22 protein-coding genes are annotated in these 20,382 nt (G+C 46.9%); 6 read left to right on the forward strand and 16 right to left on the reverse strand.

The genetic code is table 11. The features are described from left to right. Positions 1-144 precede the first annotated feature (144 nt). From ACTTK6_RS04330 to ACTTK6_RS04340, 3 genes are all read left to right on the forward strand, one after another. The gene (locus tag ACTTK6_RS04330) at positions 145-417 is read left to right on the forward strand and encodes an HU family DNA-binding protein (protein WP_022793829.1); all 273 of its coding nucleotides are present in this window, start codon (positions 145-147) and stop codon (positions 415-417) included. 120 nt (positions 418-537) lie between these two features. Further along, positions 538-843, forward strand: coding sequence for a HesB/YadR/YfhF family protein (locus ACTTK6_RS04335; protein ID WP_094907985.1), 306 nt, complete (start codon positions 538-540; stop codon positions 841-843). Positions 844-1,288: 445 nt separating this feature from the next. Beyond that, positions 1,289-3,271, forward strand: coding sequence for a S9 family peptidase (locus ACTTK6_RS04340; RefSeq protein ID WP_462832837.1), 1,983 nt, complete (start codon positions 1,289-1,291; stop codon positions 3,269-3,271). Between the two features lie 82 nt (positions 3,272-3,353). Here ACTTK6_RS04340 and ACTTK6_RS04345 read toward each other — a convergent pair whose 3' ends face one another. Then, on the reverse strand, positions 3,354-3,551 hold the full coding sequence (locus tag ACTTK6_RS04345) for a hypothetical protein (protein ID WP_079476882.1): 198 nt from the start codon (positions 3,549-3,551) through the stop codon (positions 3,354-3,356). 64 nt (positions 3,552-3,615) lie between these two features. On the opposite strand from ACTTK6_RS04345, the gene ACTTK6_RS04350 reads away from it, so the two are divergent. After that, the gene (locus ACTTK6_RS04350; protein ID WP_462832783.1) at positions 3,616-4,257 is read left to right on the forward strand and encodes an NUDIX hydrolase; all 642 of its coding nucleotides are present in this window, start codon (positions 3,616-3,618) and stop codon (positions 4,255-4,257) included. A gap of 28 nt (positions 4,258-4,285) precedes the next feature. On the opposite strand, the gene mtnN is transcribed toward ACTTK6_RS04350, so the two are convergent. Continuing rightward, positions 4,286-4,975, reverse strand: a complete 690-nt coding sequence (mtnN, locus tag ACTTK6_RS04355; protein ID WP_079476884.1) for a 5'-methylthioadenosine/S-adenosylhomocysteine nucleosidase — start codon at positions 4,973-4,975, stop codon at positions 4,286-4,288. Positions 4,976-5,055: 80 nt separating this feature from the next. Here mtnN and ACTTK6_RS04360 point away from each other — a divergent pair, with 80 nt between their 5' ends. After that, positions 5,056-5,271, forward strand: coding sequence for a DUF2536 family protein (locus tag ACTTK6_RS04360; RefSeq protein ID WP_079476885.1), 216 nt, complete (start codon positions 5,056-5,058; stop codon positions 5,269-5,271). A 56-nt stretch (positions 5,272-5,327) separates the two neighbouring features. On the opposite strand, the gene ACTTK6_RS04365 is transcribed toward ACTTK6_RS04360, so the two are convergent. From ACTTK6_RS04365 to ACTTK6_RS04420, 12 genes are all read right to left on the reverse strand, one after another. Continuing rightward, the gene (locus tag ACTTK6_RS04365; RefSeq protein WP_158219068.1) at positions 5,328-6,071 is read right to left on the reverse strand and encodes a YrrS family protein; all 744 of its coding nucleotides are present in this window, start codon (positions 6,069-6,071) and stop codon (positions 5,328-5,330) included. A gap of 245 nt (positions 6,072-6,316) precedes the next feature. Next, positions 6,317-6,793 carry a transcription elongation factor GreA gene (gene greA, locus ACTTK6_RS04370; RefSeq protein WP_462832784.1) on the reverse strand — a complete coding sequence of 159 codons (477 nt, stop codon included), beginning with the start codon at positions 6,791-6,793 and terminating at the stop codon, positions 6,317-6,319. Between the two features lie 74 nt (positions 6,794-6,867). Next, on the reverse strand, positions 6,868-7,524 hold the full coding sequence (locus tag ACTTK6_RS04375; RefSeq protein WP_462832785.1) for an O-methyltransferase: 657 nt from the start codon (positions 7,522-7,524) through the stop codon (positions 6,868-6,870). Positions 7,525-7,544: 20 nt separating this feature from the next. Next, positions 7,545-8,645 (reverse strand): endolytic transglycosylase MltG, encoded by a 1,101-nt coding sequence (mltG, locus tag ACTTK6_RS04380; protein WP_462832786.1) that lies wholly within the window; start codon positions 8,643-8,645, stop codon positions 7,545-7,547. A gap of 110 nt (positions 8,646-8,755) precedes the next feature. Continuing rightward, positions 8,756-9,046: a DUF1292 domain-containing protein gene (locus tag ACTTK6_RS04385; RefSeq protein ID WP_079476890.1), complete on the reverse strand. Its 291-nt coding sequence runs from the start codon at positions 9,044-9,046 to the stop codon at positions 8,756-8,758. 17 nt (positions 9,047-9,063) lie between these two features. Further along, positions 9,064-9,489 (reverse strand): Holliday junction resolvase RuvX, encoded by a 426-nt coding sequence (ruvX, locus tag ACTTK6_RS04390; protein WP_079476891.1) that lies wholly within the window; start codon positions 9,487-9,489, stop codon positions 9,064-9,066. Further along, a complete protein-coding gene (locus tag ACTTK6_RS04395; RefSeq protein ID WP_079476892.1) occupies positions 9,486-9,755 on the reverse strand; it encodes an IreB family regulatory phosphoprotein in 270 nt (89 codons plus the stop codon). Before ACTTK6_RS04395 ends, ruvX begins: the two co-directional genes overlap by 4 nt. A 138-nt stretch (positions 9,756-9,893) precedes the next feature. Next, positions 9,894-12,536 (reverse strand): alanine--tRNA ligase, encoded by a 2,643-nt coding sequence (gene alaS, locus ACTTK6_RS04400; RefSeq protein ID WP_094907990.1) that lies wholly within the window; start codon positions 12,534-12,536, stop codon positions 9,894-9,896. Positions 12,537-12,840: 304 nt separating this feature from the next. Further along, entirely contained in the window at positions 12,841-15,135 is a 2,295-nt protein-coding gene (recD2, locus tag ACTTK6_RS04405; RefSeq protein ID WP_462832788.1) for an SF1B family DNA helicase RecD2, read from the reverse strand. A 9-nt stretch (positions 15,136-15,144) separates the two neighbouring features. Next, complete coding sequence (locus ACTTK6_RS04410) at positions 15,145-15,807, reverse strand: tetratricopeptide repeat protein (RefSeq protein ID WP_079476895.1); 663 nt, start codon at positions 15,805-15,807, stop codon at positions 15,145-15,147. 100 nt (positions 15,808-15,907) lie between these two features. After that, positions 15,908-17,005, reverse strand: coding sequence for a tRNA 2-thiouridine(34) synthase MnmA (mnmA, locus tag ACTTK6_RS04415; protein ID WP_079476896.1), 1,098 nt, complete (start codon positions 17,003-17,005; stop codon positions 15,908-15,910). Continuing rightward, positions 17,002-18,156, reverse strand: coding sequence for a cysteine desulfurase family protein (locus tag ACTTK6_RS04420; RefSeq protein WP_462832789.1), 1,155 nt, complete (start codon positions 18,154-18,156; stop codon positions 17,002-17,004). The genes mnmA and ACTTK6_RS04420 overlap by 4 nt, the downstream gene beginning before the upstream one ends. Before the next feature lie 161 nt (positions 18,157-18,317). On the opposite strand from ACTTK6_RS04420, the gene ACTTK6_RS04425 reads away from it, so the two are divergent. After that, entirely contained in the window at positions 18,318-18,917 is a 600-nt protein-coding gene (locus tag ACTTK6_RS04425) for a hypothetical protein (protein ID WP_094907992.1), read from the forward strand. Between the two features lie 37 nt (positions 18,918-18,954). Here the strand turns inward: ACTTK6_RS04425 and ACTTK6_RS04430 are convergent, their stop codons facing one another. Both ACTTK6_RS04430 and cymR read right to left on the reverse strand, forming a co-directional pair. Beyond that, a complete protein-coding gene (locus ACTTK6_RS04430) occupies positions 18,955-19,677 on the reverse strand; it encodes a hypothetical protein (protein ID WP_094907993.1) in 723 nt (240 codons plus the stop codon). A 93-nt stretch (positions 19,678-19,770) separates the two neighbouring features. Continuing rightward, the gene (cymR, locus tag ACTTK6_RS04435) at positions 19,771-20,190 is read right to left on the reverse strand and encodes a cysteine metabolism transcriptional regulator CymR (RefSeq protein WP_027847299.1); all 420 of its coding nucleotides are present in this window, start codon (positions 20,188-20,190) and stop codon (positions 19,771-19,773) included. Between the last annotated feature and the right edge of the window lie 192 nt (positions 20,191-20,382).

A 20,382-nucleotide genomic window follows, 5' to 3' on the forward strand; every position in this document is an offset into this window, starting at 1 on the left:
TATTTTTAAAATATATTTGCTTTATTACTGGTTTTTCTTCTTAGAAACCTACAAAAATAAATGGAAGGGTTGACATACCGGGGTTTTCATGAGTTAATTTGGTATGAAAGACTCTAAATTTATGGAATGAAAGGGAGTATTTTCATGAACAAGACGGATTTAATCAACGCAGTTTCAGATCAGGCTGAGCTTTCGAAAAAAGACGCTTCCAAAGCTGTAGACGCTGTATTCGACAGCATCACAGAAACTTTGAAAAAAGGCGACAAAATCCAGTTAGTTGGATTTGGAAGCTTTGAAGTACGCGAGCGTGCCGCTCGTAAAGGGCGTAACCCGCAAACCGGCGCAGAAATTAAGATTCCTTCCACAAAGAATCCTGCGTTTCGCCCGGGCAAACAGCTGAAAGATGCTGTAAACTAACATAAATACTTAAAAACAGCCTTTCTGGTCAGAAGGGCTGTTTTTTCTTGACGTTCTTTGGTGTTTCTTCCAATGCGAATAAGGGAACAATTCTATATCATTCTTTGAAGGAGTTTATGTATGGATATAACAATTACCCGTCCCGCAGTTAAATGGATGAAGGAAGAACTAAATGTGGAAAGCGGCGATTCTGTAAGATTCTATGTTCGCTATGGTGGTTCTCCCCAGCTCTATCCTGGCTTTTCTATGGGCATTGCTCTTGATAAACCAGAGAAGCCGGCAGTGACGACTGAAGAAGAAGGCCTCACTTTTTACGTAGAGGATACAGACAGCTGGTATTTACGCGCACACAACCTGCACGTCAGCTTCAGCCGGAAACATGATACCATTGTGTTTGAATATAACGAAAGCAGCGACGCAGAGTAGTGCACCTACTCTGCATTTTTATTTCAGGGATGTCACTTTCCCCTGTCAGCAAAAAAAGGCTGCAGGCCTAAGTGCCTGCAGCTTCAAGGGAGAGAGAGTGATGCCTAAAGGAGAGCCTGTTATTCACGGCTTACAGGACGTGCCCTGCTCCAATACGAAAAGCCATGCCGGCTGATCCATTTCGATTGTTTCTGCAAAAAACAACAATGAAATGCTGGAACGAAGCATCTGCCTCCTGTTATTTATCAGTGTACATAGTCGCCCCCTGATTTTCATTATATGTGTCAGATGTTCTTCCACTGTTTTTTCACAGGACTTTCAGCCTTGCAGTTTGTTTGTTTTTTACGATACGTTTTACTATACTAAAAAAGCACCCTACATACATGGAACCTTTCCCAAAAGAACAGCATCACAGGTACAATATGAGGAGGATACTACGTTGTCTATGAAAAGACCTTTAACTGCAGCTGATTTAGAGCGTATTCATGTCGTGGACGATGCTCGCCTTTCTTCAGACGGCGAGCGTTATGCGTTCGTGCAAAAATCTATTCAAACAGATACGAACAGCTATTATTCAAATATATACACGCAATATTTAACGGATGATGTGCCAGTTCAATGGACATTCGGCTCTTACACAAATTTTTCGCCGCGGTGGTCCCCGGATGGGTCAAGCCTCGCTTTTGTATCTAACCGCTCGGGACTTAACCAAATCTGGGTAATGAGCACTTCAGGGGGAGAGCCAAAGCAGATTACCTCTGTTCAACACGGAGCCTCAAACCCAGTGTGGTCTCCGGACAGCCAAAAACTGCTGTTTGAAACAGAGCATGCCACTGAAGAAGACCTCCTTTCAGCATCAGAGGATTCTTCCAGCAGTGCTCCTTCGGCTGTAAAAATTGACCGCCTTCGTTATAAATCAGACAGCCGCGGCTTTCATTACGGCAGGCGCTCACATATCGGCTTGTTTCGATTTGACCAGGAAGAAACCTCCCTGCTTACGAACGGAAGCTATGATCACCATGATCCCGATTGGTCCCCGGACAGCCAGTTCATTGTATTTACAGCAAACAGAAACAGCGACGAAGATATTTCTCCAGTCCAGGACCTGTATACACTTAATGTTGAAACAAAAGAAATTTCTAAACTGACCGACTCCTCGGGAATGTTTACTAATGCCAGCTGGTCCCCGGATGGCTCTTGGATTGCATGTACTGGCCACGAATTAGAGTATAAAAGCGCCACTATTAATCAAATCTGGCTGATCAATCCATTAACAAAAGAACGAAAAGGAATGACACTAAAGTGGGACGTCCAGATAGGAGACTACATGACCGGCGATATCAGAACCGGGCATACCTCTGATAAACCAGTATGGTCAAGCGATCAGGAGCATATTTACTTTTTGGCAAGCGAGAATGGTAAAGTCGGTTTGTATCAAATGGATATGCATAATGAAATTACCGCCATTCATGATGAAGACAATCACGTCTTTTCGTTCTCCTTTCATCCAAAAAACGAGCAATTTGTTTTAGGCATCAACGATCCTTCAAACCCTGGGGATTTTTACAGCCGCCGGCTCGAGGATAAGGGGCGGGTACGGCTGACAGACGTCAATGCTGGCTTTTTGAAAGAGGTTGATCTCTCTTTGCCCGAGACTCTTTCCGTTCGTACAAGCGACCACTGGGACGTTCACGGTTGGATTATGTATCCGGTCAATTATGAAGAAGGTCAGACGTTTCCGCTAATCCTGGAAATTCATGGAGGCCCGCACGCGATGTACGGCCATACATTCTTCCATGAGTTTCAGCTGCTTGCAGCAGAGGGCTACGGAGTCCTGTTCAGCAATCCCCGGGGGAGCCATGGTTACGGCCAGGCTTTTGCCGATGCGTGCCGCCGGGATTATGGCGGGAAAGATTTCGAGGATTTGCTTGCCATTTTGGATCACGCAGTCGACAGCTACGAGTTTATAGACCGCAATCGGCTGGGAGTGACCGGAGGGAGCTATGGCGGCTTCATGACTAACTGGATGATCAGCCATACCAATCGATTCAAGGCAGCTGTTACCCAACGCTCCATTTCGAACTGGCTTAGCTTTTATGGAGTGAGTGATATCGGCTTCTTTTTCACGGACTGGGAGATTGGGGTGCCGCTTCATCAGGATCCAGAAAAGCTCTGGCATCATTCGCCACTCCGTTACGTGAAAGATATTCATACGCCTCTGTTGATCATGCACAGCGAAAACGATTATCGTTGTCCAATGGAACAGGCAGAGCAGTTGTTTATTAACATGAAATATTTAAACAAAACGGTTTCTTTTCTCCGTTTTCCAGGAGCCAATCATGAACTAAGCCGCTCCGGTCCGCCCGCCCTGCGGATCGAACGACTAAATCATATGATCGACTGGTTTCACCACTATATAGAAAAATAATATTCCTCGAAGCTTTCGGTAGTGTGCAGCATAAAAATGATCCCGCTTCTCCATTGAAGCGGGATTTCATTTACATGTGCCGTCAGTCATCTTTATCTTCACTGCCGGAGCGTTTCTTGGTATTATGCTTTTTCCTGTTTTCTTCTTCCTCGTATTTCATGTCTGCCAGTGGGATTGGATCTTCACTGCTTGTAGGCGGCTCTTCATTGCCTGGCTTTTTATCCGGCTGCTGTTTTTGTTCTTTTTTCACTTTATTTTTAAGACGTTCTGATTCTGACATCTTTATCCCTCCTGTAATATGATCCTATAAACTGTATATACCACATTCAAGAGGATGAAAAACAATGATACCTCAAAAGGAGGATACTATGGACAATACCCGCTATTGGAGAAACAGAATCCGCACCCGTTCTGCGGCTATAATGGGAGAAGAGCATATGCGAAAAGCAGCGGTAGTAGTACCCCTGCTTCAACAACAAAATAAATATCATATCATGTTTGAGCGTAGAGCCTGGTCGCTGCAGTCCCAGCCAGGGGAAATATGTTTTCCTGGCGGGAAAATTGATGACTCTGACTCTTCTCCTCTTGCTGCAGGCCTTCGAGAATTCGAAGAAGAAACCGGGATCCCCTCTTCTGCGTTAGATGTATGGGGGGCTTTAGACGTTGTTGTTCAGCCATTCCAACGAATAGTGTATCCTTATATTGGAGAGGTAGACTACTCGGGGAATTTTTCCCCCAATACGTCAGAAGTAGACGAGCTATTCACCGTGCCGCTTGACTTCTTTCTAAATCACGAGCCCGAAAAACATAATGTTTACATGGGCATGCGTTTTTCAGACAGCTTCCCTACTTCATTAATTCCAAATGAAGAAACGTATCGTACAAATACTACAACACTGCCCCAATTTGTCTATCACTACCAGGATGTCGTTATTTGGGGACTGACAGCACAAATCATTCGCCATACCGTTTCTCTTCTTCGGTAACAGCCTGGAGCCTGAATCAAAAATGGTATCAGGCTTGTGCCAACAGCGCGATCACCATATCCGCTGACTGCTTTGAAGCATGCTTTAAAAATTCATCATAGGATTGTTTTGCTTCTTTGCCTGCAATGTCACTAAGCGAACGAATTATGACAAATGGACATGAAAACCGGTAGCACACCTGGGCAATTGCTCCTGCTTCCATTTCTGCACACTGGGGCTCATCAAAGTGGGCTTTTAAGCTTTCCACCTGCTCAGCCTTACTCATAAACGAATCCCCGGATAAAATCAGTCCCGTCCGTGTGTTTAAGTCTACCTGCGAAGCGGCTGATTCTGCTTTTTCTATCCATTCTCGGCTTGCAGAATAAGCGGCGGGCATATTGGGCACTTGTCCAAATTCATACCCAAATACAGTCGCATCCACGTCGTTGTAGCGCACCTCTGTGGAGACCACGACATCTCCTACAGAAAGCTCCGGGTTAAACCCTCCGGCTGAGCCTGTGTTAATTACGGCTTCGGGCTTATACAGCTCAATTAATAGTGAAGTGGCAATAGCTGCGTTCACTTTCCCGATGCCTGACTGCAGCAGAATGACCTCATGGCCGTTTAAGCGCCCAAAAGAAAAAAAGCAGCCTCCGCTTTCTTTTTCTTCAATGTTTTCCATTAAACTTTTTAAATACTCCACTTCTTCTTCCATTGCTCCAATAATGCCTAAACGCATTGGCGGACCCACCTTTATCATCTACAATTATAATTACTTGTGAAACTACCCTGTATATTATAACGCAAAGGAGAATACATATGTCTTTAAACCTTCAAACAATCCGGGATAAAGTAGAATTTTTTGAATCGTTGTCTCTTGAACAACTCGAGGCGGACATTCAACAAAAAATCGAACAGAATGAGGCTCTTATGCTTGAGGTCCATCACGTTCAGCACCACGTGCATACCCGTTCGGAGAACGGTCGTTCAATCTATACTGCTGTTGTTCATTTCCGTGCTATTCCAACTTCTTAACTTAACATGCTCCATACACGAAAAAACCGGCCTCCTCCAGGGAAGCCGGTTTTTCATTAATTATACTGGTTACTGCTGAGACGCTCGACGCTTGTTGGCTTCCAGCCTTCGCCATCCACCCATTCCATGTGTACCTCGTATGGATTTTCACTGCTGGCGTCCTCACTGATCACCGCTCTTGCGGTATCCTGGGAACCACCGTTTTCAAGCCTCCAAAGCACAGTACTGTTGCCTTCCGTTGATCTCAACCCTGTGGCGGCTTCTACAGCATCCTCCATCTCTTCCCAGTTCTGGCCTCCTTCAGTGAAGTCTGCCTGGAAGTTTTCCTGTTCCGTGCCTACCGGCTCATATTCTCCATCCTCCTGGGATGGTACAGTATCGTCACTTTCACTGTTTTCCGATTCGGAGGCGCTGCTGCCTTCCTCCTCAGAAGAATCTTCGCTGGATGTTTCTTCCTCAGAAGAATCGCTTTCCGCTTCTTCATTAGAAGAATCAGACTCGGAAGAAGAATCAGATTCAGAGTTTCCTGCCGGTTCTTCTGCATTTTCTTCGTTCGCATTTTCCTCGGCTGTATTCTCTTCGTCTGCGTTATTCTCCGGCGTTTCTTCCGTCGAAGAAGTGTCCGGATTCTCCTCCGGTCCGCTTTCGTTTTGTTGTTCTTCGGTATTAGTTGAGTCTGCCACTTCTTCTCCGTTATCTTCAGCCTGTTCATTATTATTATTGAAAAATAACAACAGAATCCCAAAGAACAGAATAAGCACTGCTACTACACCGATCGCAGCATTTAAAACATTATTCATTCTCTTTTTCCTTTTCTTTTGAAAGCGTGAGCCGGATTCGTCGTTATAATTGTTGTTCGACATCTTATGATTCACCTGCCCCTATCGTATGTATTGCTTTTATAGTACAAAAACACGCCCTGCAGAGAGCACGTAACATGTTTTATCATAAAGGAAATACTTTCGGAAAACGAGGGAATATAGACCTATGATTTACATCCTCAAAACAGGGCGCCGTTTTTAGTTTTCATTGCTGCGTTGAACTTCTAGGCGATTTCAATGATTTTCACTTCTATGTCCCCGCCTGGTGTTGAAACCGTAACCTGCTCGCCGATCTGGCGTCCAAGCAGACTCTGGGCCATAGGAGAATCGTTAGAAATTTTCCCTTCAAGCGGATCAGATTCCGCACTTCCAACAATCGTATAACTTTCTTCATCCCCATTTGGCAGTTCTTTAAACCGGACCGACTTTCCGAGTGACACGACGGAGTTGTTGCTTGTATCTTCTTCAATAATAGCAGCGTTTTTCAGCATCTGCTCAATCTGGCCAACTCGTCCTTCTACAAAAGCCTGTTCATCTTTAGCAGCGTCGTACTCCGAGTTTTCGGACAAATCGCCGAAGCTTCTTGCAATTTTTATGCGCTCCACGACTTCCTGGCGCCGCTCCGTTTTTAAATATTCGAGTTCCTCTTCTAGTTTTTTTCTGCCTTCTTCTGTCATAAAATGCTGTTTTTCTTCTGGCATATTTTCACTCCTCTATTCAGTATAAAAATGTATCATATTTTAACTTGCTTTTATAGTATTTTACGTTTTACTGCTCACTTTCCCGGAAGGTGAATGCTTATTGCCACCCCGTCCCCTACAGGAAAAATATCGGTATGAAAATCTTTTCTTTCCACCAGCCAGCGGTTATATTTCCTTATTTTCTTCACCATCGGCTGTAATCGTTTAGGAATATCCGCTTCAGGGTCCGCAACCAAACCGCGGAACAGTACGTTGTCGCTAATAACAAGCCCACCAGGGGCCAGCAGCTGTTCGCATAATTGAAAATACTGCTGATATTGTCCTTTAGACGCATCTATAAATACAGCGTCAAACGCGCCTCTCTCTGAAAATTCCTCTTTCAGGTCCAAAGCATCGCCGAGAATAAATGCAGCCTGTTTCCGCCACGGACTGTTTTGGCGGTAATATTCTGCGCGCCTGTAGCGTTCCTCGTCTTTTTCCACCGAGATTATGGACGTTTCAGGCAGGGCAGCGGCCATACGCAAAGCAGAATAGCCAATCGCAGTTCCAATTTCCAACACTGAGTCCGGCTGTTTTAGCTGCAGCAGCCCAATCATGAATTGCAGCGCTTCTTCATCCATGATGGGGACCCGGTCCTGTGCCGCTTCTTCCATCATTTCCTCAAACCACGGCCGGGGCCCGAGCCCCAATTCTTTTCGGTATTCAATAAAATGGTTGTTTATATCCGGCATATTTTCGCCCGCTTTCCCAGCTATTGATTCTCCCACTCGCTTTCATACTTATTCTGTGTACGTGTATGCTGCTCGTACGTTTCGTTATATATAACATCCCCGTTCGGGCGGGCATAAAAGTATAGTGCCTTTGTGCGTTCAGGGCTCAAAGCTGCCTGTATCGACTGCGTTCCCGGACTTGCAATCGGTCCCGGAGGCAGCCCCCGGTTCCGGTATGTGTTATACGGGGAAGAAACCTGCAAATCCTTAAAGGATGTACGGAGCCTGTGTTCACCGAGCGCATATGCTACTGTAGGGTCCATCTCGAGGCGCATATTTTTCCCCAGCCGATTCTCGATTACTCCGGCAATCGGAGCCCGGTCTTCTGCCCGCATGGCCTCTCGTTCTACGATGGAGGCGATGGTCCATATCTCACGAACTGTCCAGGAGCTGTCCGCGATTTGATTCGAAAATTCTACCATAGTTTTGTTGGTGCGTTCAATCATATCCTTTATAATTACTTCAGCTTCCGGCGATTCACCGTAATACTCATACGTCTGTGGCGATAAATAACCTTCAAGCGCGTACCGAATTTCATTTTGATTGTTCGGCTGCTGTATAAATGAATATGATTCACTTAAAGAACGAATAAACGAATCATCTGTTGCTGTTTCCATAAATTTTTCTTCTGAAAAATCAGCATTCTTTGCGCTGATTCGTGCTATTTGTTCCAGGGACCGACCTTCGGGAACGGTAATAGAAACTACCGGCTCCTGAGCCTGCTCCCCCGCTTCAAGCGCCCCGGCTATTTCCCCGGCACTCATCGAAGCAGATAATCGGTATGTACCGGCTTTCAGGCTATCTGGACGTAAGTAGCTGTAGTATTGAAACACTCCAGCATGCCTGATCAGCTGCTGATTTTTAAGTTGCTCAGCCGCTGCTTCCGTCGAAGTGCCCTGTTCAATTACTACTGTCTGTTTTTCCCTGCTGTTTTCCGCCACCGGAAAAAGCATGTACAGCACATACAGGAGACCCGCAGCGACACTCATTAGGAATATAAGTCCCAGACCATAGAGCCCCGCCTTCCCTTTTTTCTTTTTAGATCTGCGGCGCCCGGTATATGAATATATGAGCGTTTTCATGAATGGATGTTCTCCTCTTAACCCCCCGGCTCAGCTACAGGGCAGGCATAATGATAAAGAAAAACACCGGAAGAAGATCCGGTGTGCTTCCTTTACGGTTAGAACAGGTTCTACTCCATTTCGTTAGCACTGTACGTGTTTACCATTTCTTCGACCATTTCCCATTCTTCATCAGACTCGATCGGGAAGAGGTTTATATCCGACTCGTCGCCCTCACCTTCCTCTTCATAACGGAAAGCAAAGACCTCCACTTCTTCATTGTCGGCATCGCTCGATGGGACTACTACAATGTAAGACTGCTCGCTTTCATCTGCATCGAACGTAAACAAAATATCAAATAAATGTTCATTGCCGTCCTCATCCGGAATGACAATTCGCTCTTTTTCTTCTTCCTCAGCCATTATATTTCACCTCTTTACTATAAGTTTGATTGATGATCCAAATAACTTTGCAAAATCATGACAGCTGCCATTTTATCTACGACTTTTTTGCGCTTTTTCCTGCTGACATCTGCTTGTAACAGTGTGCGTTCTGCCGCCTTTGTTGTCAAACGCTCATCATACATGGCTACCGGCAAGGAGGAAAATTCTTTAAGATTTTCTGCAAAAGCCTGGCACTCTTTTCCCCTGCCGCCAATTGTACCGTCCATGTTTTTAGGAAGGCCGACCACAAGCTGCTCTATTTCATTTTCTTTGACCAGTTCAAGAATACGCGGGAAGGCTTCGTCCGGCTCTGTCGTTTTCAAATGAATCGTTTCTATCCCCTGGGCTGTCCAGCCAAGCGCATCGGAAACGGCAATCCCGATTCTTTTCTTTCCGACATCGATGCCAAGCGCTTTTTTCACGAGGATATTTGGTGATCCTTTAAATAATGTCGAATTAATTCTTCAATTAATTCATCCCGCTCGAGCTGGCGGATGGTCGTTCTTGCTTCTTTATGGCGGGGGATATAAGCTGGATCGCCTGAAAGCAAATATCCCACAATTTGATTAATTGGATTATACCCTTTTTCCTCGAGCGCTTCATACACGCTGAGCAGAACTTCTTCGGCCTTCGGGTCGGAAGAATCTTCTTCTCGGTTAAAACGTACGGTCCGGTCGTTCGTATCCAATTCCTCCACCTCCTCAGATGACTTTTCACGAAATTTCATTTCATAAAAAGCAGAAGGGAGGAGAAGCTCCCTTCCTATACTGTGGTAATTAATATGGTTACTATATAGACGATTATATTGTACATGAGATAGGGGCAATTAGGAAAGGGATAAGATAAACTTCTTCGCTTCTTCTAATGCCTCGGCAAGCTTTTCGGGCTGTTTTCCCCCTGCCTGAGCCATATCCGGGCGGCCGCCTCCCCCGCCTCCGCACACTTCTGCTGCTTTTTTCACAATATCTCCTGCTTTATACCGTTCAGTCAGATCTTTGGTTACGCCGGCAATGAGCTGTACTTTTTCTCCTTCCGATGTTCCAAGCACAACAATACCGCTTCCAAGCTTCTGCTTGAGTTCGTCTACTGTCTGTCTTAGTGTATCTTTATCTGCTCCCGGAAGTTCTTTGGCAATCACCGGAATACCATTTATTTCTTCTGCCGCGTCTGCAAGATCACCGGCTTCGAGATTACTCAGCTTTTGCGACAATGATTCATTTTCTTTTTGAAGGCTTCTGATCTGCTCCTGCAGAGCTTCTGCCCGCTGTGGAATGTCGTCAACAGCACGGGCCCGGACGATGCTTCCTGTTTCCTCCAGCAGCTGTATTCTGCTTTCAACGTACTCATACGCATACCGGCCGGTAACAGCTTCTATACGGCGGGTCCCGGCCCCAATACCGGATTCTCCTGTAATCTTGAACACTCCAACTTCGGAGGTGCTTCCGACATGGCAGCCGCCGCACAGCTCGATACTGTAGTCACCGATCTGCACCACGCGCACTCTTTCTCCGTATTTTTCACCAAATAACGCAGTGGCCCCCATCTGTTTCGCTTCGTTGATGCCTTTTTCTTCAATAAGAACCGACATGTTGTACCATATTTTTTCATTCACCTGGTATTCAATCTGCTTTATTTCTTCTTCAGTGACCTGCCCGAAATGGGAAAAGTCAAAGCGTAGACGGTTGTCCGTCACAATTGATCCTGCCTGGTTTACGTGCTCGCCAAGAACGTCCTTAAGTGCCTGGTGCAGCAAATGGGTCGCTGTGTGGTTTTTGATAATGCTGCTTCTCGTATTTTCTTCGATGGATGCTCTGACGTGCATTCCTTTGCGAAGAGATCCTTTCTCGATCCGTACCGTATGAAGATGCTGGCCATTTGGAGCTTTTTGAACGTCTTCCACTACCGCTTCCACTCCTGATACCTCATTTACGATCGTGCCGCGGTCTGCCACCTGTCCGCCGCTTTCCGCATAGAACGGGGTTTTTTCCAAGATAAGCTGCACCTGTTCCCCGGCGCCGACTGTGTCCACGATTTCTTTGTTGTGGATCAGCGCCTGAACATTTGTTTCTACATCAAAATGCTCGTAGCCAACGAACGTGCTGGTCGTTTCTATATCTGTCAGAAGTGCTTCCTGGGTCTGCATCGAACCGCTGTCTTTTCTCGCAGCCCGCGCCCGGCTCCGCTGCGCTTCCATTTCCACTTCGAATTCCTCGTTATCTACCGCAAAGCCTTCGTCCACTACGTATTCTGCCGTTAAGTCAGGCGGGAATCCGTACGTATCATACAGACGGAATACGTCCTTGCCGGAGATAACGGTCTCACCTTTGCTGCGGGCTCTTTCTGTCACCTGCTTCAGCATTTTCAACCCATCGTTCAGCGTTTCATGGAAACGTTCTTCCTCCGTTTTTACCACACGTTCAATAAAGGATTGTTTTTCACGAACCTCCGGATAGTAATCTTCCATAATCTCACCCACGACGCCTACAAGCCTGTGCATAAACGGCTCCTCCTGCCCGAGCCAGCCGGCATAACGTACCGCACGGCGGAGCAGGCGGCGCAAAATGTAACCGCGTCCTTCATTGGACGGCAGGGCCCCGTCCCCGATGGAGAAGCTGACTGTCCGTACGTGATCAGCAATCAAACGAAAAGCAATGTCCTGCTCTTCATTTTCTCCATACGTTCTTCCGGACACTTCTTCTACCTTTCGGATGATCGGCCGGAAAAGATCAGTATCAAAGTTTGTCGGCACGTCCTGAACGAGAGTTACAAGCCGTTCCAGCCCCATGCCCGTATCAATGTTTTTCTTTGGAAGAGGTGTATACGTATCATCGGCATTATGATTGAACTGCGAAAATACGAGATTCCATACTTCTAAATAACGCTCATTTTCGCCTCCTGGGTACAGTTCAGGATCGCGTGGATCGTCCCCCCAGGCGTCTCCGCGGTCATAGAAAATTTCCGTATTTGGCCCGCTCGGTCCCTGGCCGATATCCCAGAAGTTTTCTTCGAGCCGGATTACCCGTTCTTCAGGAAGTCCGATAATTTCCCGCCAGTATTGATAAGCCTCATCGTCTTCAGGATGCACGGTAACTGACAGCCGGTCTGCATCAAAGCCTATCCAGCGCTCTGACGTTAAAAATTCCCAGGCCCATTCGATGGCTTCCTTTTTAAAATAGTCACCGATCGAGAAATTACCGAGCATTTCAAAAAATGTATGGTGTCTCGTTGTTCTTCCGACATTTTCAATATCATTTGTCCGGATTGATTTTTGAGCGTTCGCAAGGCGCGGGTTTTCAGGGATCACCCGGCCATCAAAATATTTTTTCATCGTAGCGACACCGCTGTTGATCCACAAAAGCGTCGGGTCTTCGTGTGGAACAAGCGAAGCACTCGGTTCAATCGTGTGTCCTTTTTCCTCAAAAAAGTCCAAAAAGCGCCGCCGGACTTCAGTAGATGTTAATGCTGGCATTATTGATCAGCCTCCCGTGAATTTTTCACTTTCGTTTATATCACATTAAAAAACCCGCCCCTGAAAACAGGGACGAGTGTGCTCGCGTTACCACCCTGGTTGCCACATATCAAGCGGCCAACTCAGCATCCGTAACGTGGATGATCCGGCAGGGTTTGCCTGCACTCCGGAGCAGCGTTCGGGCGGGTTATTCTCCGGCAGTTTCAGCCGCTGCTGCCGGTCTCTGTGTGAATATACCCGCCGTACTCGTTCCATCACTGTTTTTGTTATTCTGTTTCAGTTATATCGGAAACCGTATTTTCTGTCAAGCCTGGTCTTCCGGATCTTCTTCCCGGTATTTCAGTCGTTCCTTCAGGTACGAATAGCGTTCATTTTTTGATTCCTGCTTTACGGCATACATGAACGCTTCTTTTTCGCCGCAGAGAATTAAATAATCCTTCGCCCGTGTGATCGCTGTGTACAATAAATTACGGCGCAGCATCCGCCGGTAGGACATCAGCATCGGCACAACTACAATAGGAAACTCGCTTCCCTGCGCCTTATGAATAGAAGTACAGTAGGCAAGAGTGATTTGTTTGAGGTCCTGGCGCGTGTAACTGACTTCCTTTTCGTCAAAGGAAAAAACAACCTGCATTTCTTTATCGACAGTTTCTTTTGCTTCAAAGACAGTTTCGAGCACGCCTTTATCCCCGTTATATATGCCTTCTTCGCCGTTATTTACAAGCTGAAGAACGATATCATCCTTCTGATAAACAGCGTCACCGAAGGTTACACTCCGTTTCTGCGGCGTCCGGGGGTTAAACATCTCCTGCAGACGTTCGTTCAGGGCGTGGATGCCCGCCTCCCCCCGGTACATCGGGGCAAGCACCTGAATATCCATCGGATCGTAGCCCTTCCGGATGGCGCCGGCACACGTTTTCTCCACCACATCGGCCACCTGTGATTTTGAGCACGGGAAAAACCGGCGGTCTTCAAACGGCTGCTCGAAGTCGTCCGGCAGCCCTCCTTCTTTCATCGCATGGGCTAATTCTACAATTGATGACTGGTTCGTTTGCCTGTATACCACTGATAAGCTCACAGTTGGTATGGTACCTGCTTCAAGAAGATCTCCGAGCACCTGGCCCGGGCCTACCGAAGGCAGCTGGTCTTCGTCCCCAACAAAAATTACTTTCATTCCTTTCGGCACCGCCCGAATCAGCTGATTGGCAAGCCACATGTCCACCATCGAAACTTCGTCAACAATCAGCAGCTCCCCTTCAAGTGGCTCGTACTCATCCTTTTCAAACAGCTCATTTTCCCCTTCTCCGCTGAATCCGAGCAGCTTATGAATTGTCACCGCCCGCAGGCCGGTGGATTCTTTCATTCGCTTTGCCGCCCGTCCGGTCGGGGCTGCAAGCAATACTGGAAAAGGCTTCTTCCCCGAATATTCCGAAGGATCAAGAGAAATATCGTAGAGGGAGGCGTACACTTCTACAATGGCCCGGATGATCGTGGTCTTGCCAGTCCCCGGCCCTCCTGTAAGAAGCATCAATGGTTTTTCCATAGCCGTTTGTATCGCTTCTTTCTGCTGATCAGCATACTCAATATCGAACTTCTCCTCCACTTCCCCGAGTGCCTGCAGCAGATCCGCCTGGGAATATTCTTTTTCCTCCGCTTCCTCCTGAAGCTTATGTACCCTGCTTGAAAAACCTTTTTCCGCAAAATACAAAGAGGCGATATAAACACGGCTATCGTCGATCTGCACCCGCTCTTCGTTTACGAGCTCCTGCAGTACAAGCTTCAGCTCCTGCTGATCAATGGTAACGGCAGGGTCTGCAAGCAGCTGCTCTGCGCTATCGAGCAGCTGCTGCTTTGGGATATACACATGCCCGTCCTGCATCGTCCGCTCGTACAGCTCAAACAACACCCCTGCCTTTAAACGGCTTGGGTCGTTTTTTTGTATGCCGGTGTTTTCCCCTAGACGGTCTGCTTTCGTAAAGCCAACACCGTCTACGTCCCAGACAAGCTGGTACGGATCATGCTGAATGATGTCAAGGGTCTGCTCGCGGTACTGGTTGTATATTTTCACGCCAAGGTCCGTACCGAATCCGTAGCGCACTAAAAGCGTCATGGCATGCTCCATACCTTGATTTTCGAGCATGGCGGTACGAATTTGTTTACGTTTTTCTTCGTTCAGGCCAGGAATCTTTTCGAGGGCTTCCGGACGTTCGAGCACTTCATCAATCACTCTGGCCCCAAAGCGATCGACCAGTTTTTCTGCTGTTTTTGGCCCGATGTACGGGAACCGGTCACTCGATAAATAATCAATTAATGCGGAACGTTCGGTCGGTATCTCTTTTTGGTATGAGACGACCTGATACTGGGTGCCAAAGCGCGGATGCTGTTTAATTTCACCGCTAAAACGATATCGTTCGTTTGCCTCCACTGTCGGAAGGATGCCAACGATAGTCGTTGTGGTTTCTTCAAAGGCGGGTATCGATTCTTTAATTTTTACTTTCGCTACCGTATAGCCGTTTTCTTCATTGCGGAATATAACGTGCTGCACTGTTCCGAGGACATAGGGTTCAAGCAGCTCCTGTTCATCATATCCGTTCTCCATAGCACCACCTCACTTTTCGCCGAGCAGCTGCTGAACCTGCTGTCTGCCGTTCTCTGCCAATGCATGTTCAGGCTCTGATTCAAGTGCTTTCTCGAAGCAGCTGAGCGCTTCTTCCACCCGTTCATTAAACAGGGCAGCCACTCCCAGATTATAGTGGGCGTCGGCATGATCCGGATCCTGCTCCACCACTTTTCTAAATTCTGCTTCAGCCTGGTCGACTTCCTCCTGCTGGGCGAGCGACAGTGCATAATAATATCTTGCTTCAGCGTCCGATTCATCGAGCTCCACGGAACGCTTGAAATTGGCAATCGCATATGGAAGACGATCGGACTGCAGATAACTCAGTCCGAGCATGAAAAACAGGCTCGAGTCTTCAAGCCCCTGCTGCTGGGCCCCTTTATACATTGTAATAGCCTCGGCGTATTCCTCCCGGTTATATAATACATTCCCGGCCCCGTAATAGGCTGTTGCGGCTGTTTCGTCTATCTGCAGTGCCTTCGTAAAAAAACGGATTGCTTTGTCGTCTTCACCGGCTTCGGCAAGCAGGTTACCAAAGTTTATGTACGCGACAGGGTCATTCGGCTCTGCTTCCATCTGCTCATTCAAAAGCCTGGCCGCTTCTTCAAAATCCCCATTTTGCAAAAGCTCCATCGCCTGCTGATTCTTATCCATACTATCATCCTTTTCAAATCTTCTTTCTATATTATTTCACGATCCCGGGTGATTGAAAAGCCTTCCCACCATACAGGAAGAATCAAGAAAAAGGAAAACGTTATGTTGCAACGCTTTCCTTCATCATGGCTTTTTCTATTGTTGCGCCTCCAAGACACACATCGCCGTCGTAAAAGACAACGGCCTGCCCCGGCGTGACTGCCCGCTGTGGTTCATCAAACTCTACAAGAAGTTCCCCATCTGCCTTCTGGTGAACGGTTACTCCCTGGTCCTTCTGACGGTACCGGAATTTTGCCGTGCATGAAAACGGAAAGGCTTCCGGTTTATGAATCCAGTTGGGTTCAGAGGCGGTCAACTGTTCTGAATACAGCCGCTCGTGATTGCCGCCCTGGCCGACAATCAAGACGTTGCGCTCCATGTCTTTATCGACGACGAACCACGGCTCCCCGGAGCCGCCGATGCCAAGTCCCTGCCGCTGGCCGAGTGTATAGTACATCAGACCGTCGTGACGGCCTTTCACCTCACCCTCCGGACTTTCCATGTTACCTGGCTGGGCTGGAAGATACTCCTGCAGGAAATCCTTGAAATTCCGCTCTCCGATAAAGCAGATCCCCGTGCTGTCTTTTTTTCCAGCCGTTTCAAGACTCCGTTCTTCTGCCATTTTCCGGACTTCGGATTTATCATACTCTCCGAGTGGGAACAGCACGCGGCTCAGCTGTTCTTCACTTAACTGGTTCAAAAAATACGTCTGGTCTTTGTTATTATCTAAGCCGCGCAGCAGATACGTGCCGTTTTCCGTATGTTCCACTCGTGCATAGTGGCCGGTAGCAACGTAGTCGGCGCCGAGGTCAAATGCGTGATCGAGAAACGCCCGGAATTTTATTTCTTTGTTGCACATTACGTCAGGGTTCGGCGTACGACCGGCTTTATATTCCTCCAGAAAGTACGTAAAAACCCGATCCCAGTATTCTTTTTCAAAATTCACGGCATAGTATGGTATATCCAGTTGATTGCATACTGCAATGACGTCTTCGTAGTCCTCCGTCGCCGTACACATCCCAGACTCATCTGTATCATCCCAATTTTTCATGAAAATACCGAGCACTTCATAGCCCTGTTCTTTTAACAGGGCTGCTGTGACAGAAGAATCCACTCCCCCGGACATTCCTACGACAATTCTTGTATCTGCATTAGTCATTTCAGAGCCTCCTTTTCTTTCATTTTCCGGCTGATTTTCGCTGCCGCCCGCGCTACAGTTTTCATATCTTCCACGGTGTTTTTATAACCAAAACTAAACCGGACAGATTCATAAATACGGGCATCTTTTCCGTACATTGCTTCGAGGACATGAGACGGTTCTACAGTCCCAGCGGTGCAGGCCGACCCGCTTGAAACAGCTACGCCCTCCATATCCATTTGCACAAGAAATGCTTCAAGCTGAATCCCGGGAAAATATATATTTAAAATATGCGGGCTTTTTTCTGCATATTCTCCGTTGATCCGGTATGCTGCCCCGCTGCGTCCGAGCTCGGATAAGAAAGCCTTGCCGAGCACTTCAAGCTCCTGCCTCCGTTCGGGCATACTATTCATCTGCAGCTCCACGGCTCTGGCAAAACCATCGATAGCGGCTACGTTTTCTGTACCTGCCCGGCGCCTTCTTTCCTGTTCTCCGCCTGTTAGTTCCGGGCGGAGCTTTGCGCCCTTGCGTACGAATAAACAGCCTGCTCCCGCAGGGCCATTGATTTTATGAGCTGTCATCGTCGCCATCGTCACCGGTGTCTCTGCCACGCTAAATGGCAGCTGCCCATATGCCTGAACCATGTCGGTATGAAAAGCAATACCTTTTTCTGCCAGCGTTTCAGCAGCTTCAAGCACGGGCTGGACAACCCCAGTCTCATTATTTACATACATTAATGAAACAAGTATCGTTTCGTCGGTCACAGCTGCCATCAACTTTTCCACCGAAACGATTCCCTGCTCATCAGGCTCAACATAGGTAACCTGAAAGCCTTCTTTTTCCAGCGCCTGAGCCGTGTGCAGAACAGCGTGATGCTCGATGGCACTTGTCACCAGATGGCTGCCTTTCTCACGGTTGGCGTGCATATACCCGCGGAGTGCCAGGTTGTTGCTTTCAGTTCCTCCACTCGTCCATATGATTTCTTTAGGGCTTGCACTTATAGATGAGGCCAGCATACGGCGGGCCGCATCGAGTCTCTTTCTCGCCCGGCGCCCATATTGATGGACGCTCGATGGATTTCCTGCCGGCTCTTGCATAGACTCGATCATGACCTCAGCCACTTCCGGGCGAAGCGGTGTTGTAGCCGCATGGTCTGCGTATATAGCGGACATATTTTTCTCCTCCTACTGGAGTTATTACATGTAATCGGAATAACATTATTTTTTACATTAACAAATAGGAGATTTTTTGTCTATTTCCTTGCCTATGCTTTCTTATCACGTGTAATATATATTTTGTTTCCTATTATTTTATGAAAGTGCGGGATGTGTGAGTGAAAAATGTTTGGCTGCTCCGGCCTTTACCTAACGGCACCAACCAGCTGCATAATTTTTTAGAATATGACTTTATCGCCATTGGATACCCTGTCGGCAAATCCTTAAATGGCCTCAGTTACGAAAAAGTTAAAAAAGAATTAGCCCGTTTTGATATGGATGAAGGCGCCACTAATGTATATAATTTTATTTCCCAGATGAAAATAGACGACCTTGTCATCGTGCCGGACGACAATAGCCGTGACGTGTATTTCTGTACGGTCACTTCACAATACATTTACGTACCAAACGTTGATAATCAAAAAAAAGGGCTCGGTTATCCCCACCAGAAAACCGTCAATTGGTTTTTTAACAAAGAGCCGCTCAACCGCAATGATTTCAGTAAGGAACTGCAGGCCTCCTTGCGTTCACCAAAAACCATTACAGATTTAACTCATCATCTTGACGTGCTGAATGAAATTATTTTCGATGTGGCATTTATCAGCGGCGGGGTCCTGAAGGGCAAAGCAATTGAAACCGTCAGGGAAATGCTCGAAGAAGACCAAACGGTCGACACCCGGCTCCGGGCGGCCGAGCTTGCGCTTAAATACGACCTTTAATGTAATAGCCAGTATATCTGCAGAGATGCAGCATTTCTTACCAATTAAAGAGGAGCTTCAATATTTCTGTTACTACAGTATAGATGAATGCTGCCCATAGAAAGGTCGGCAGATGAGCCGACTCTTCTGTCGGCATTTCTTTTTTCAGCACATTAAATATCATGGCCCCTGCAATGACCGCAAACGTGATGGCCAGAACGATTTCCGGCAGTGTAAATATGATGGCAAATACCCATCCGAATAAAATACCTCCTGCCAAATAATATCTTCCCCGTCTATACCGGCCTGCATCTTCCCGGTGCAGATCATGCGAAATAGCCATAAAGTGCAAGCCAATTGCCACCCCATAAAAGACTGTCTGAAGGCCTTCTACATCAGAACCAAATACTGTATAGGCCACCATACTGTTGTAAAGGGCAAAAAAAGCCACCTGGATCCAGAAAAACTGGCCTTCTCCCCTTTCAGTTGAATGATAAGCTCGGACAGCAAAGTTATGAATTATAAAGTAAACAACAAGTCCAATCAGGCTGAGCAAATAAAACTCTGACTCAAACGTTAGACCACGAAAAGAACTCTCTCCATATTTGCTTTGCTCGTCATGCAGATATGGAAGTATATATACAAAAATAAATGCTACGGCCACTCCCCCGGAAAATGACAACCAACTAAAACGGCCGATCTTGTCAGAGGATATCAATTTATCTGCAAATAACTGGATGAGTAAAAAAATTACAACGACGATAATATTTTCTACGGCCACGGTTACTTCCCCCTTAAAGCTCTTATCATAAGAAATCTCCATGCCAGATGCGGCATGGAGATTTCGCACGTATACTTGTCATACCTTCAAGGATTAGATATAAAACATATAGTTTTCCTGTTCTTCATCTCCCTGATACTCCGCCAGATAATCAAGCGTGGTACTATCGAGTACATCCTTTACAGCGTCCCGGATTTTCAGCCACAAATCCCGTTTAGCCGGCTCTTCATCATCGAGAACTTCGACTGGGCTGATTGGTCCTTCAAGCACGCGGATAATGTCACCGGCTGTAATATCTGCCGGTTCTTTCGAGAGCATGTAGCCGCCATAGGCTCCTCTTACGCTTTTAACAAGACTGGCGTTTCGAAGCGGAGCAATCAGCTGCTCTAAATAGTGTTCGGAAAGGTTATGGTCACGGGCGATTGATTTTAAGGACGTCGGACCACTCCCATGCTTTCTGGCAAGCGCCATCATAATCGTCAATCCGTATCTGCCTTTAGTTGAAATTTTCAATACCTTCATTCCTTCCTGTCAGGCCTGTCAGTACCTGTTACGTCTTCAGTAATCCTGCTGATTGATACTTAGTTTTATCCGTCTGCTGTACGGTTTCTAATGCTGATAAAAACAGTTGGAATTAATGCCAGTATACCATACCTGCAGCCCGCTGTTCATCCTCATAACTGAGAAATCATGATACAATTTCTA

The sequence above is a fragment of the Marinococcus salis genome (genome assembly GCF_054971365.1).